Genomic DNA, 13,335 nt, shown 5'->3' on the forward strand with positions numbered 1-13,335 from the left:
CTCCGGGTTCTCCCCGGACCTGTCGGGGGATCCCACCTCACGGGAAAGTCCTTACGCTCCGAACGCTTTTCGGGTACGGTACGCCCGCTCCGATCGCCGGCGCCCAGCGGATCACGACCTCGTAACAAACACGCTCTGTTCCAGGCTATGCCTACTTATGTCGGTAACGTCCGCTCATGCACGATCGCACGGTTCGTGTGGGTTCGGCGTGTGAGCGCCTGTCGGGGGCGTTCTCGTCGACGACGAGGAGGGGCGAGACGATGACGAATCGATCGACTACGGGTACCGCCGGCAAGTTCACGGCGGTGATCGCGGGACTGGGACTCATCGGCGCGGCCGTCACAGGATGTACGAGCGTCGACACCGACAGCGAGGGTTCGACCCTCGAACGACTCCAGCAGGAAGGCACCGTCACCGTCGGTTTCGCCGGCGAGGCGCCCTACAGCTTCATGCAGGACGGCGAACTCACCGGCGCCACCGTCGCTCTGCACCGCGAGATCTTCAAGAACCTCGGCATCGACAACGTCGAAGGTGTGGCCACCGACTTCGGTGCGCTCATTCCCGGCCTGCAGGCCGGACGGTTCGATGTCGTCAGTGCCGGCATGTCGATCCTGCCGCAGCGTTGCGAACAGGCACTGTTCAGCGAGCCGGAGTTCAACTACACCACTGCGCTCATGGTCCCGCAGGGCAATCCGGAACAGCTCGCCGACATGCAGTCGATCGCCGAGAGCGGCGTCCGGATGGCGGTCATGACCGGCGCGATCGAAGCCGACTACGCCTCTGCGCTCGGCATCGACGCGATGCAGGTGGCGTCTCCCCAGGACGGGATGGATGCCGTCGTCAACGGACGCGCCGACGTCTTCGCGCTGACGGGTATCTCCCTGAACTGGATGAAACAGAACAACGAGGGTGCACCCGTCGACGTCACCGAGTCGTTCGTCGCGGAGATCGACGGGGTGCCTCAGGTGGGCGCCGGCGGAACGGTCTTCCGCAAGGAGGACACCGAACTGCGCGACGCCTACAACGAGGAACTCGCGAAGATCACGTCCGACCCGCAGAAGTACCTGTCGATCGTCGGCGAGTTCGGGTTCACGGAGGCGGAGATGCCCGATCCGGGGCTGACGACCGAGATGCTCTGCGAGGGCGTTTCCTGATCTCGGCTGCGTCGTAATGGATTTCGGTTCCAAGATCGAACTGCTGTGGAACTCCTTCCCGCAACTGTTCGACGGTCTGCTCGTCACCGTCGAACTGACCGTGGGGAGTGCGGTCTTCGCGTTCCTGCTCGCCGTGGCCCTCGGACTGGCGGCAGGCGCGAAGAACCTCGCCCTGCGCGGCAGTGCGCGGGTGTTCATCGAGTTCTTCCGCGGCACTTCGCTTCTCGTCCAGCTGTTCTGGTTCTTCTATGTCCTTCCGTTGTTCGGGTTCCGGCTCGAATCGATCGTGTGCGGGATCCTCGCCCTGTCGCTCAACTACGGCGCCTACGGAGCGGAGGTGGTGCGCGGTGCGATCGCGTCGGTGCCCAAGCCGCAACTGGAGGCGGCGACGGCGCTGAATTTCGGTTACTGGCAGCGCATGCGACGAGTGATCTTCCCGCAGGCCTGGGCCGAGATGATCCCGCCGCTGACGAATCTGCTCATCCAGTTGCTCAAGGGAACGGCACTGGCGAGCTATATCCTCCTGCAGGACCTCACGTTCCAGATCGAGCAGCTCCGTAGAGGAAGCGGCGACACCATCTTCGCGTTCGGCGTGGGGTTGGTGCTGTACTTCGTGCTCGGCTATCTGCTGACGCTGCTGATGAATGCGCTCGAGGTGCGGGCGAAGAGCCGACTCGGGACCGGTCCCACTCTGCGTGAGATCTTCGGGCTCGCCCCGGTCTTCGATCAGCCGTTGGGGGCACGCTCATGACCGTCGACTGGAGTTGGGAACGCGCGGCCGAGGCCCTTCCGGTACTGCTCGAAGGATTCCGGATCACCCTGCTGGCCACGGTCCTCGGATTCGTGGTCGCTGCGGTGCTCGGGCTGGTCGTGGCCGTCGCCCGTCGCTCGTTGCCGAAGGTGCTCGCGACGGCGCTGTCCGCCGTCGTCCAGTTCATCCGGCTCACCCCGCTCGTGGTGCAGCTGCTCTTCGTCTACTACCTCCTCCCGCAGTTCAGTGCGCTGCAGATCGGCATCGCCGTACTGGGGATCCATTACTCGACCTACATGGCCGAGGTGTACCGGGCGGGCATCGACGCGGTGCCGAAGGGACAATGGGAGGCGTGCCGCGCCCTGTCGTTGTCGCCCATGCGCACGTGGCGTGCGGTGATCCTGCCGCAGGCCGTGCGCCGTGTCGTGCCTGCGCTGGGCAACTACGCGGTGTCGCTGTTCAAGGACACCCCGTTCCTCTTCACGATCTCCGTCGTGGAGATGGTGACCGCGGCCCAGCAGTTCGGTGCGCGCAACTTCCAGTACCTCGAGCCGCTCACACTGGCCGGCCTGATCTTCCTCATCGCCAGCTACCCGACGTCGTTGCTCGTCCGCCGATTGGAGCGCCGCCTTGCCTATTGAGATGCACAAGGAAGCCGGTGCCGACGGCGACTCGCTGCCCGCCGCCACCTCCGACGGATCCATGATCCGTTTCGACTCCGTGGTCAAGCAATTCGGTAATCACGTGGTCCTCGACCACTTGGACTTCACCGTCGCCCCGGGGGAACGGGTCACGTTGATCGGACCGAGCGGTTCGGGCAAGACGACCATCCTGCGCCTGCTCATGACCCTCGAGAAGATCGACGACGGCGTGGTGTGGGTCAAGGGCGAACCACTGAGCCACGAACGCAAGGGGACGCGTCTCGTCCCGGCCTCCGAGCGCTACCTGAGGACGATGCGTCGCAGCATCGGGATGGTCTTCCAGCAGTTCAACCTGTTCCCCAACATGAACGTGATGGAGAACCTCACCGAGGCTCCGGTCCACGTCCTCGGTCGCAGCAAGGCCGAGGCACGCGACCGTGCGCGGGAGTTGCTCGCGATGGTCGGTCTGTCCGACAAGGAGACCGCCCATCCCACGCAGCTGTCGGGTGGTCAGCAGCAGCGGGTCGCGATCGCCCGTGCCCTCGCGATGGATCCGGAGATCCTGCTGCTCGACGAGGTCACCTCGGCCCTCGACCCCGAACTCGTCGCCGACGTGCTGGACGTGCTGCGGACGATCGCCGAGACGACCGACATCACGATGCTCATCGTGACGCACGAGATGCACTTCGCCCGCGACGTCTCCGATCGAGTGCTGATGTTCGATCAGGGACGCATCGTGGAGGAGGGGCCGCCCGAGCGCATCTTCACCAGTCCCCGTGAGGAACGCACTCGCAAGTTCCTCGACGCGGTGCTGGCGGGGGAGTGAGGCCGGCCGTCAGTCCGCGCGCGGAATCGCCAGGCGCGTCGGCTCGGAGCGGCCGCGCAGGGTGATTTCCTCACCCAGCTCCCACCGTGCGCGTTCGTCCTCGGGAGCGAGCTGCACGGTGCGGGCCGACGCCGCGACGTAACCCGGAACGGTCTTCGCGAGATCGGACAGTCTCGCCGCTTCGTTGACCGGATCGCCGATCACGGTGTACTCGAAGCGTTCCTGCGCGCCGATGTTCCCGGCGACCGCGCGACCTGCCGTGACCCCGATACCCGCGCGACACTCCGGCACTTCGTCGGCGAGGCGTCGCGCCATCCTTCTCGCGGCGCCGAGCGCGGAGCCGGCGGCGTTGTCGAGGGCGACCGGCGCCCCGAAGATCGCGAGCGCCGCGTCGCCCTCGAACTTGTTGACGAATCCTTCGGCCGCGTGGACCTCTTCGACGACGACCGCGAAGAAGCGGTTGAGCAGCGCCACCACCTCGGTCGGCGGGCGACTCGCGGCCAATGCGGTGGACCCGACGATGTCGACGAACAACACTGCGACGTCCCGTTCCTCACCGCCGAGGACACCGGGATTGGCCAGCGCCGCGGCCGCGACCTCCCGTCCGACATGTCTGCCGAACACGTCGCGCAGCTTCTCGCGTTCGCGCAGACCTTCGGCCATCCGGTTGAATCCCGTCTGCAACTGCCCCAATTCGGTCCCGTCGTAGACGACGACCGCGGTGTCGAAGTCGCCCGACGCGATGCGTTGCATCCCGGCGCGCACCGATTCGATCGGCGCGATCGTCGACCGGATGGTGAGGAACATCAGCAGCGAGCCCGTGAGCAGACCGAGTCCGCCGATGGCGAGGATGGTGATCGCGAGTCGGGTGGGCGTGACGGGACGGATGAAGCTGAACACCGCGATGAACAGCAGGCCGACGACGGGCACCGCACTGCCGAGGGCCCACGCGAGCATCACCCGTCCGGTGGTGCCGGCCAGGCGCGGGCGACGAGGCGTCCCGACCTCGAGCGCACGCGCCGCGATGGGGCGCAGCGCGAAATCGGTGAACATGTACGCGAATCCGCATACTGTGACGCCGGCCAGAGTGATGGTCAGCGCGACCTTCGGGATCGTCTGCGGGTCGATGACCCCGAACCCGACGGTGAACAGGATCAACCCGATGAACCACAGCGCTCCCTGCTGGAGGGTGGTACGCCAGGGCATCCGCAACGCGATCCGCTGTTCCTGCGGGGTGGGCGGGTGGTTCTCCAGCGCCCACCGCAGCCTGCGGAGCGTCGCCCGGGTGCCGAGCACCGAGCCGACCACGACGGCCGAGACCACGTAGACCGGAGCGAGGATCGCGGTCACGATGAGGAAATCGGAGGTCAGTACCGACGGGCCCGGGATCACGACGTTGATGAGAGCGGCCACGATCAGGGCACCGACTAGATGCGTACCGATCAGCGAGAACGTCAACAGGGTCTGGATCCTGATGCGTTGCCGTCGGATCGGTTCGGCAGGCTCTCCCAGGATCGCCGATCCGAGCGGGGCCGTGCGGTGACTGCGTGCGGGCATGGTCGTTCGAGACTAGTCGAGTCGATCCTCTAGGGTGGCTGTGTGCGTCTTGTGATTGCCCGTTGCCGTGTGGACTACATCGGACGCCTGACGGCTCATCTGCCGACGGCCCGACGTCTCCTCCTCGTCAAATCCGACGGTTCGGTGAGTGTCCACGCCGACGACCGTGCCTACAAGCCCCTGAACTGGATGAGCCCACCCTGCTGGCTCGAGGAGGAGTCCGTCGAGGACGCCGAGGCCCTGTGGGTGGTCACCAACAAGGCGGGCGAGCAGCTGCGCATCACTCTCGAAGAGATCGACCACGATTCGAGCCACGAACTCGGTGTCGACCCCGGTCTGATCAAGGACGGTGTCGAGGCGCACCTGCAGGAACTTCTCGCCGAGCACGTCGAGACCCTCGGGACGGGCTTCACCCTCATCCGGCGCGAATACCCCACGGCGATCGGCCCTGTGGACTTGTTGTGCCGTGATGCCGACGGAGCGACCGTCGCCGTGGAGGTGAAGCGTCGCGGCGAGATCGACGGGGTGGAGCAGCTCACCCGTTATCTCGAACTGCTCAACCGGGATCCGTTGCTCGCTCCCGTCAGCGGCGTGTTCGCGGCCCAGCAGATCAAGCCGCAGGCACGGACGCTGGCCACGGACCGCGGCATCCGCTGCCTCGTGCTCGACTACGAGGCGCTGCGGGGCACCGAGAGCACCGAGTTCAGATTGTTCTGATCGTGCCGCGCCGCAACAGATCCCGCACCGGCCGCAAGCGCGGCGGGGCGGCCGACGAATCCCCGACCTACTTCGGGGCGACGGTGCGCACCGAGAACGGTCCCGCGGGGGCCGAAGGGGAACGCTTCACCGTGCGCACCGTGCCGGGTTCGCGTGCCACCAAGCCGTACCGGTGCCCGGGATGCGATCACGAGATCGCGCCGGGAACACCCCATGTCGTCGCGTGGCCCACCGATGCGCTCGGCGGTGCGGAGGAGCGGCGGCACTGGCACAGCGGATGCTGGGCGGGACGCGGGACCCGCCGCCCCACGCGACGCTGGTCCTAGCGTCCGGTCGCCGTTCGGCCGTCGCCTCGGGGAAGGTCGGCGAACGCCTTCTTGACGTCGCGGTACCACCCCATCGCTTTGATCGGGTGCCGCCAGCGTCCTTTCATCTGTTCGTGTGCCGGCTGATGAGTTGCGTCGCCACCTCGAGCGGCATCGCGCAGATGACGATCCTGTGCCTTGATGATCTCGTCGGCGGTCTCTCCGCTGAGCTCCAGGTCGCAGGGGCCACCCAGCTGTCGGCAGGTCATGGTCTTCACGGCGTCTCCTCTGTCGGTGAGGGTCGGTTGCACCCGAGATACTGCGTCGAACTATCGGTACGGTGTGTGTCGATGGCGAGAATCATGCTCCCGATTTCGGTGACCGTCAACGGCACGGAGCGTGTCGATAGAATGGCGGGTATGACCGATTCGCCCGCCGGCCCGCGGCGCCGCGGCGCTGCGCGCACCCGAGAGCTGCTGCATGCGGCGCTCGAACTCGCGGCCGAGGTCGGTTACGCGGGGCTGAGCATCGAAGCGGTCGCACGACGGGCCGGAGTCGGGAAGCACACGATCTACCGGCGCTGGCCGTCCATCGCAGCGCTCCTGCTCGACGCGCTCGGCCTCGTGTGGGTCAGCGATCTGGATTACCGCACGGACGGGGACATCAGATCGGACCTGCACGAGCAGTTCGTGCGCTCGTGCCACGCCCTGTCCACGCCGCCGATCGGACCCGTCTACCGAGCCGTCATCGCCGAGGCCCAAGCGGACCCACAACTCCGGGTCACGTTGTACGAACGGTTCCTGTCCACGGTCGAACAGCGCACCTACGATCGGATCCTGCGAGCCCAGCGCAACGGTGAACTCGTCCCCGGCGCGGATCTGGAGTATCCCGCGGAAGTGCTGTGCGGAACCCTCTACTACCGCTGGTTGTTGACACCCCGGCCTGTCGACGAACACGCGATCGACGGCCTGATCGACATGTTCATGGCCGCCTACGGGAACCGGGCATAGACGGCCGCTGCCGGTCGAACCGGCGCGTCCGTTCCGCGCCTCAGCGGGCGGTGCCCGGTGCGGACGCTCGTGGTGTGGTGTCGCGGTCGGCGATCGCCTGTCGCACCTCGTGCACGGCCGTGCGGATGGTGTCGCCGTAGGGATCGTCGGGGAGCGCGGACAGGTGGTCCTGCGCGCGGTCGAGATGTTCCGCGGCCACTCGGAACGATCCGAGGCGTCGGAAGTCGTCGGCCAGGTTCAGGTGCAGGCTCGGATAGAAGCCCGCGACCCGGAGGGCGTCGTGGTGTTCCCGGGCACGCTCGTCGGTGAGGGCATCGGCAGCGTCGAGGGCGCGGACATCCCAGACCAGGGACTCGGCGGGATCGTCGTACAGGTCGGCGAGATAGTGCGCGAGCGTGCAGCGATGGAACGCGTCGCCCGCCGCACCGATCCGCTCCCACAGGGACAGCAGGTCACGCCGGGCCGACTCGGTGTCGCCGTCGCGGCCGCGGAGGACCGCTGCGCCGATCGCGTCCATCGTGGGATCGGGTGTCGAGGGGGAGGTGGACATGAGACTCCTGTCGAGGTGTTCGGCGAATGCGGGGGCGCTGTATCGGAGAACGCTGTGTCAGGGGGCGCTGTGTCAGGGGGCACTGCGCGGCATGACGAGCGTGGTGAGATCCCCGTCGTCGGCCGATCGGACGGTGACCGGCAGATCGGGACCGCGCACGTCGAGCATCAGGTCGTCGCCGAGCGCGTGACTCCATGCCGGATACACGGTGACCAGGTCGAACCAGATCGTCAGCTCCGGTCCGGTGGCCGTACCGTCGAGCGGCACCTCGTCCCCGTCGGGGAACACCAGGACCGGCCGGTCGGGGGAGGTCCGTAGGCCGACGGTCTCCGGTGCTCGCTGCTCGAGCACTGTCACCACGCGGCGTTTGCCGAGGGTGACCCGCTGCGTCACCGCGGGGAGCGAGTCCAGGAGGAGTCGGTGGTCGGGGAACGGCTCGGGAAGCAGACGGCAGTGGAGGACGTCACCGGCGGAGGTGCGGAAGGTGACCGCCCGCTCATCCGCTTCGACGATCACCGACGGGCTGCACCGGAGCCGGGAGGTCGCGACCCGCAGATCGTCGCCGGCGAGTGTGCCGGCCCAGGACGGGCAGATCGGATCGGTGGGCACGAGCGTCCGGGTGGCGAGCCGGTACCGGTCGGTGGCGGTCAACCTCACGCAGCCGGATCCGGTTTCCATGTGCACGCCGTTCAGCACCGGGATGTCGGGGTCGTGACCGGTGGAGGCGGAGACCTGATCGACGGCCCCGGCGAGGACGGGTCCCGGCACCGTGCAGACCACGCGGCGTGATTCGGCACGTAGGGACGCGCCGAGGGTCTCGGCGGCCCGTCGGAGCCTGTCGGCCTCCGAGGTCATCCCCGCAACGTGGTCGTCGAGCAGTCGCACTGCCTCGTCCGCGTCGGCGGCGAAGAACTCGCCGATGGCGGGCAGCGGCATTCCGATCTCCCGCAACTGCCGCAGCCGGCAGGCGCGCGGGACCTGGGACCGGCAGTAGAACCGGTATCCCGTCGAGGGATCGACGTGCGCGGGGCGCAACAGGTCGGCGTCGTCGTAGAACCGCAATGCGCTCGCGGTCAGTCCGACGAGTTCGGCGAACACGCCGATCGACATCATCTCCGGGTCGGTCACCGGCCCATCATGAAGCTTCGACCGACTCGAAGGTCAAGCCGACGGCTACCGATCGTCAGTTGCGGACCTTGCTGGCCACGGCGGGGGAGCGACCCTGCGCACCGGCACCGACGGAGGGGGAGCGATGCGGTGCCGAGGCGTTCGGCGTACGCGGAGTGGACTGCGATCCCTGCCCGCCGGTGTTCGGCTGCCCGGCCGAGTTCGGGCCGGAGGCCGAGCCGGGGGCATCGCTCTTCGGGATACGCACCGTCCGGTCGGCCTGCGGCAGGGGCGTGGTCTTGTCGGTCTGCGGCAGCGGCGCGGTCTTGTCCGCCTTCGCGTCGGCCTTGACGGATGCCGGCTCCTCCGGGCTCTCGTCGTCCGAACCCTGCTTGTCGCCGCCCTGCTTGTCGCTGCCTTGCTTGTCGCGCGCCGTGCCGAGGACGGTCGTGCGGGGCTCGTCGAGGGAGATCTCCCGATCGAGCAGTTCGCCTTCGCGGTTGATCGCCGCGAGCAGCGTGGGGACGTCGTCGAGCTGCTCGCGAACGGCGTCGAGCTGGCCGAGGATGCGTCCCCGCAGCACGCGGAGTTCCTCCGTGAGGTCGCGCGCGTTGGCGACCTTCCGCTCGGACTGTTCGGTAGCGCGGGTGAGCCGCCGTTCGGCTTCCTGCGTGGCCTCCTCGACACGACGTTCGGCCTCGGCCTTGCTCGTCCGTTCGAGTTCGTCGAGGGCGCCGAGCAACTTCGTGCGGCGCTCGGACATCGTGATCTCGAAGTCCTGCTGCACCTGCTCGCGCTTGGCCTCTGCCTCGGCGTCGAGTCGCTCGGCCTCGGCGCGGGCAGCGGCCACGATCCGCTCGGCCTCGGCGCGGGCCGCGGTCATCGTCCGCTCGTGCTCGGCCGCGAAGGCGATGCGGGTGTCCTCGAGTTCGGCGAGCTTCTTCTCGTAATCGCCCCGGAGGCGGATGCCCTCCTGCTCCGCCAGCGAGATCATCTCGGCGGCGTCGGCCTCGGCGCGGGCACGCAGCTCGGAGGCCTCGTCGGAGGCGAGACGCAGCATCCGCGAGATGCGGTCGCTCATACCCTCGGCGGTGGTGGGAGGCACCGACAGACGGTCGACGTCCTTGCGCAGTTCGTCGATCTCGTTGCGGGCGTTCTCGAGCTGACGGGCCAGATCGCGGGCCTGCGCGGCAGCAGCGTCGCGGTCGGTGGCGGTCACGCGCAGCTCGGCCTCGAACCGTGCGAAGTAGTTGGTCACCTCGTCGCGGTCGAAGCCCTTCCGCACGATGGAGAACGGCAGGTGGCTGGGTGCGCGATCACGATCGAAGACCATGGAGACAATCTACCCGGTCCCTGCGGGTACGACCCGGGTGCGCTCCCGCCCCATCCGTCTTCGGGAGCGCACCGGAACGGCCGTCAGTGAGCGGGATGTGCCGCCGGCTCGACGAGCTCGACGAGGACGCCGCCCGCGTCCTTCGGATGCAGGAAGTTGATGCGCGAATCGGCGGTACCGCGACGGGGAGCGTCGTACAGCAACCGGACGCCGCGCTCGCGCAGCGCCGTGGAGACGGCGTCGATGTCGGAGACGCGGTAGGCGAGCTGCTGCAGGCCCGGTCCGTTGCGGTCGATGAACTTCGCGATCGTGGAGTTCTCGTTCAGCGGGGCGAGCAGCTGGATCATGGTGGACCCTTCGGGGGTCCCCGGAACGGCCAGCATCGCCTCGCGCACGCCCTGCTCCTCGTTGACTTCCTCGTGGGTGGACACGAGGCCGAGGTTCTCGGCGTACCAGGTGAGAGCGGCATCGAGGTCGGGTACCGCGATGCCGACGTGATCGATGGCGGTGACGAGTCCGGAAGCGAGAACGGACGCCGCCGGAGTGGATGTGGGAGAGGTCTCGGTCATGCTCTAGACGGTAGCGGTACCGTTGAGTGCACTCCTATCGGGATTCAGGTGAATATCCGAGTGGAGTTTTCCGATCACATGCCGATCTTTCGGAGGAATGTCCCGTGAGCAGTTCTGTCATCGTCGCCGGAGCCCGGACGCCCATGGGGCGCCTGCAGGGTTCGCTCAAGGATTTCTCCGGATCGGATCTCGGTGGCGTGGCGATCAAGGGCGCACTCGAGCGCGCCGGCGTGGCTCCTGAACAGGTCGAATACGTCATCATGGGCCAGGTGCTCACCGCCGGCGCCGGCCAGATCCCGGCCCGTCAGGCGGCCGTCGCCGCCGGCATCCCGATGGATGTGCCGGCGCTGACGATCAACAAGGTGTGTCTGTCGGGCATCAACGCGATCGCGATGGCCGACCAGCTGATCCGCGCGGGCGAGTTCGACGTCGTCGTCGCCGGCGGCCAGGAGTCGATGAGCCAGGCCCCGCACATGCTCGAGAAGTCCCGCGCCGGCTTCAAGTACGGCGACGTGACCCTGCGCGACCACATGGCCTACGACGGCCTGCACGACATCTTCACCGACCAGGCGATGGGCAACCTCACCGAGTCGGCCAACTCCGGCGACCGCTTCGTCTCCCGCGAGGAGCAGGACGCCTTCGCCGCCGCCTCGCACCAGAACGCTGCCCGTGCCTGGAAGGACGGCCTGTTCGAGGACGAGGTCGTGCCGGTGTCGATCAAGCAGCGCAAGGGCGACCCGATCGTCTTCGCCGCCGACGAGGGCATCCGCCCGGAGACCACCGCCGAGTCGCTCGGCTCGCTGCGTCCGGCCTTCTCGAAGGACGGCACCGTCACCGCCGGGTCGGCCTCGCAGATCTCCGACGGTGCCGCCGCGGTCGTCGTGATGAGCAAGGCCAAGGCCACCGAGCTCGGGCTGAGCTGGATCGCCGAGATCGGCCGTCACGGCGTCGTCGCCGGACCGGACTCGACCCTGCAGTCGCAGCCGGCCCGGGCGATCGCCAAGGCCTGCGAGCGCGAGGGCGTCGACCCGAAGGACCTCGACCTCGTCGAGATCAACGAGGCGTTCGCCGCCGTCGGCATCGTCTCGGCCCGTGAGCTGGGCATCGATCCGGCGAAGGTGAACGTCAACGGCGGTGCGATCGCGCTCGGCCACCCGCTCGGCATGTCGGGTGCGCGCATCGTGCTGCACCTGGCGCTCGAGCTGAAGCGCCGCGGCGGTGGCGTCGGCGCTGCCGCCCTGTGCGGTGGTGGCGGCCAGGGCGACGCGCTTATCGTGCGGGTGCCCAAGAACTGACCCTCTTCCCGAGAGCATGATCACGGCCCCGGCGCAAGCATGCCGGGGCCGTGATGTCTCTCACTGAACTACGGCTTGTCGTAGGCCTTTCGGCACAATGGCCGCATGACCAACATCCTCGACGTGTCCACGCCCGCGAAACGATTCCGGCTGATCGCGATCTGGGAGGCGGTGACCTGGCTCGCCCTCCTGATCGCCATGTTCTTCAAGTGGGTGCTCGGCTACGAAGAGGCCATCGCGATCCCGGGCATGGTGCACGGCGTGGCCGGTTTCATCCCGTTCGTGCTCATCGCGCTCCTCACGGCGTGGTCGCTGAAGTGGGATCTCAAGACGACCTTCCTCGCCCTCGTGTCGAGCGTGCCCCCGTTCGGCACGATCGTCTTCGAGCGCTGGGCCGTGCGTACCGGTCGCCTCGGAGAGCTGTCCGCTCCGGCGACCCGCGAGGACGTCACCGCGACCGTCTGATCTCACGGCTGCGTCCCCCGGTCCGCGCAGCACGATTCGGACCACTCGTGACAAACTGGTGGACGTGACTCGACCCGGTTCCCGTCCAGCACGTTCTGCCGCCGTCGCCGCGGCGATGTCCGGCGCGGTGGATCTCTCACCGCTCAAGGAGAGGGCCTCCGCGCCGCCGCCTCCGCCTCCGTCCGGGGGCGACGGCGCCGCACCCGCTGCCATCGCCCCGATCGTGGACGTCACCGAAGCGACATTCGAAACCGAGGTGCTGCAGCGGTCGACGCAGGTGCCCGTGATCGTCGACCTGTGGGCGACCTGGTGCGAGCCGTGCAAGCAGCTCTCGCCCGTTCTCGAGAAGCTCGCGAACGAAGCGAACGGCGCGTGGGTCCTCGCGAAGGTCGACGTCGACGCCAACCCGCGGATCGCGCAGGCCTTCGGCGTCCAGTCGGTGCCCACGGTCGTCGCGATCGCGGCCGGCCAGCCGCTCGCCGACTTCCAGGGCGTGCAGCCCGAGCCCGCGTTGCGTCAGTGGCTCGACGCCATCCGGAACGCCGTCGCAGGCAAGCTGTCCGGCCCTCCCGGCGCCGAACCGGAGGAACAGCCTGCCGACCCGCGTTTCGAGGCCGCCGAGCAGGCGCTCGAGAACGGCGACTTCGAGGGCGCCGAGGCGGCCTACCAGCTCGTCCTGAACTCCGAGCCGAACAACACCGAGGCGCAGGCCGCGCTGCGTCAGGTGCGTTTCCTGGCCCGCGCGAGCACGGTCCCCGAGGATGCGATCGAGCGCGCCGATGCCGCTCCGAACGACCTCGAAGCCCAGTTCACGGCGGCCGACGCCGAACTGTTCGCGCAGCAGCCGGAGGCGGCCTTCGGTCGTCTCATCGAGTTCGTGCGCCGCAGCGCCGGGGACGAACGCACCGCGGCACGCACCCGGCTCCTCGAACTGTTCGAACTGTTCGACGCCGCGGATCCGGTCGTGGTGTCGTCGCGTCGCAAGCTCGCGATGGCCCTCTACTGATCCCTACGCATCCGTCGGCCCGGCCGCTCACCACTCGTGGTGGGCGGCC

Annotated in this window: 15 protein-coding genes and 1 pseudogene; 10 read left to right on the top strand and 6 right to left on the bottom strand. The window is 68.1% G+C overall.

All coding sequences use genetic code 11. From position 1 onward, the window contains the following. Positions 1-260 precede the first annotated feature (260 nt). From ehuB to ehuA, 4 genes are all read left to right on the top strand, one after another. A complete protein-coding gene (gene ehuB / locus ACPCXD_RS22020; protein ID WP_039586823.1) occupies positions 261-1,154 on the top strand; it encodes an ectoine/hydroxyectoine ABC transporter substrate-binding protein EhuB in 894 nt (297 codons plus the stop codon). A gap of 16 nt (positions 1,155-1,170) precedes the next feature. Further along, positions 1,171-1,905 (top strand): ectoine/hydroxyectoine ABC transporter permease subunit EhuC, encoded by a 735-nt coding sequence (gene ehuC / locus ACPCXD_RS22025; protein WP_039586825.1) that lies wholly within the window; start codon positions 1,171-1,173, stop codon positions 1,903-1,905. Next, complete coding sequence (gene ehuD, locus ACPCXD_RS22030; protein ID WP_039586827.1) at positions 1,902-2,546, top strand: ectoine/hydroxyectoine ABC transporter permease subunit EhuD; 645 nt, start codon at positions 1,902-1,904, stop codon at positions 2,544-2,546. Before ehuC ends, ehuD begins: the two co-directional genes overlap by 4 nt. A 61-nt stretch (positions 2,547-2,607) precedes the next feature. Further along, positions 2,608-3,372 carry an ectoine/hydroxyectoine ABC transporter ATP-binding protein EhuA gene (ehuA, locus tag ACPCXD_RS22035; protein WP_172414895.1) on the top strand — a complete coding sequence of 255 codons (765 nt, stop codon included), beginning with the start codon at positions 2,608-2,610 and terminating at the stop codon, positions 3,370-3,372. A 9-nt stretch (positions 3,373-3,381) separates the two neighbouring features. On the opposite strand, the gene ACPCXD_RS22040 is transcribed toward ehuA, so the two are convergent. Next, entirely contained in the window at positions 3,382-4,929 is a 1,548-nt protein-coding gene (locus ACPCXD_RS22040; protein WP_423661151.1) for an adenylate/guanylate cyclase domain-containing protein, read from the bottom strand. Between the two features lie 42 nt (positions 4,930-4,971). On the opposite strand from ACPCXD_RS22040, the gene nucS reads away from it, so the two are divergent. Both nucS and ACPCXD_RS22050 read left to right on the top strand, forming a co-directional pair. Next, positions 4,972-5,646, top strand: coding sequence for an endonuclease NucS (gene nucS / locus ACPCXD_RS22045; RefSeq protein ID WP_006554723.1), 675 nt, complete (start codon positions 4,972-4,974; stop codon positions 5,644-5,646). A 2-nt stretch (positions 5,647-5,648) separates the two neighbouring features. Continuing rightward, on the top strand, positions 5,649-5,972 hold the full coding sequence (locus tag ACPCXD_RS22050) for an Rv1322 family protein (protein ID WP_160876342.1): 324 nt from the start codon (positions 5,649-5,651) through the stop codon (positions 5,970-5,972). Here ACPCXD_RS22050 and ACPCXD_RS22055 read toward each other — a convergent pair. Beyond that, entirely contained in the window at positions 5,969-6,220 is a 252-nt protein-coding gene (locus ACPCXD_RS22055) for a hypothetical protein (RefSeq protein ID WP_202400108.1), read from the bottom strand. The genes ACPCXD_RS22050 and ACPCXD_RS22055 overlap by 4 nt on opposite strands. Before the next feature lie 150 nt (positions 6,221-6,370). Here ACPCXD_RS22055 and ACPCXD_RS22060 point away from each other — a divergent pair, with 150 nt between their 5' ends. Next, positions 6,371-6,961: a TetR/AcrR family transcriptional regulator gene (locus ACPCXD_RS22060; protein ID WP_088897438.1), complete on the top strand. Its 591-nt coding sequence runs from the start codon at positions 6,371-6,373 to the stop codon at positions 6,959-6,961. A 40-nt stretch (positions 6,962-7,001) separates the two neighbouring features. Here ACPCXD_RS22060 and ACPCXD_RS22065 read toward each other — a convergent pair whose 3' ends face one another. The 4 genes and pseudogenes from ACPCXD_RS22065 to mce all read right to left on the bottom strand — a co-directional run bounded on the left by ACPCXD_RS22065 (position 7,002) and on the right by mce (position 10,520). Beyond that, complete coding sequence (locus ACPCXD_RS22065; RefSeq protein ID WP_088897437.1) at positions 7,002-7,511, bottom strand: hypothetical protein; 510 nt, start codon at positions 7,509-7,511, stop codon at positions 7,002-7,004. A gap of 72 nt (positions 7,512-7,583) precedes the next feature. Continuing rightward, positions 7,584-8,639 carry a DNA polymerase III subunit beta family protein gene (locus ACPCXD_RS22070; protein ID WP_229567833.1) on the bottom strand — a complete coding sequence of 352 codons (1,056 nt, stop codon included), beginning with the start codon at positions 8,637-8,639 and terminating at the stop codon, positions 7,584-7,586. A gap of 241 nt (positions 8,640-8,880) precedes the next feature. After that, positions 8,881-9,951 (bottom strand): annotated as a pseudogene (locus ACPCXD_RS22075) (hypothetical protein); the annotation flags it as partial. An 83-nt stretch (positions 9,952-10,034) separates the two neighbouring features. After that, positions 10,035-10,520, bottom strand: a complete 486-nt coding sequence (gene mce / locus ACPCXD_RS22080) for a methylmalonyl-CoA epimerase (protein WP_016694038.1) — start codon at positions 10,518-10,520, stop codon at positions 10,035-10,037. A 104-nt stretch (positions 10,521-10,624) separates the two neighbouring features. Here mce and ACPCXD_RS22085 point away from each other — a divergent pair, with 104 nt between their 5' ends. The 3 genes from ACPCXD_RS22085 to ACPCXD_RS22095 all read left to right on the top strand — a co-directional run bounded on the left by ACPCXD_RS22085 (position 10,625) and on the right by ACPCXD_RS22095 (position 13,286). Then, positions 10,625-11,815: an acetyl-CoA C-acetyltransferase gene (locus ACPCXD_RS22085; RefSeq protein WP_088897434.1), complete on the top strand. Its 1,191-nt coding sequence runs from the start codon at positions 10,625-10,627 to the stop codon at positions 11,813-11,815. 105 nt (positions 11,816-11,920) lie between these two features. Next, positions 11,921-12,280 carry a DUF3817 domain-containing protein gene (locus tag ACPCXD_RS22090; RefSeq protein ID WP_016696456.1) on the top strand — a complete coding sequence of 120 codons (360 nt, stop codon included), beginning with the start codon at positions 11,921-11,923 and terminating at the stop codon, positions 12,278-12,280. A 115-nt stretch (positions 12,281-12,395) separates the two neighbouring features. Then, complete coding sequence (locus ACPCXD_RS22095) at positions 12,396-13,286, top strand: tetratricopeptide repeat protein (protein WP_160876456.1); 891 nt, start codon at positions 12,396-12,398, stop codon at positions 13,284-13,286. The last annotated feature ends 49 nt before the right edge of the window (positions 13,287-13,335 follow it).

It is taken from the genome of Rhodococcus sp. AB351, from assembly GCF_049538275.1.
Taxonomy (GTDB): domain Bacteria; phylum Actinomycetota; class Actinomycetes; order Mycobacteriales; family Mycobacteriaceae; genus Rhodococcus.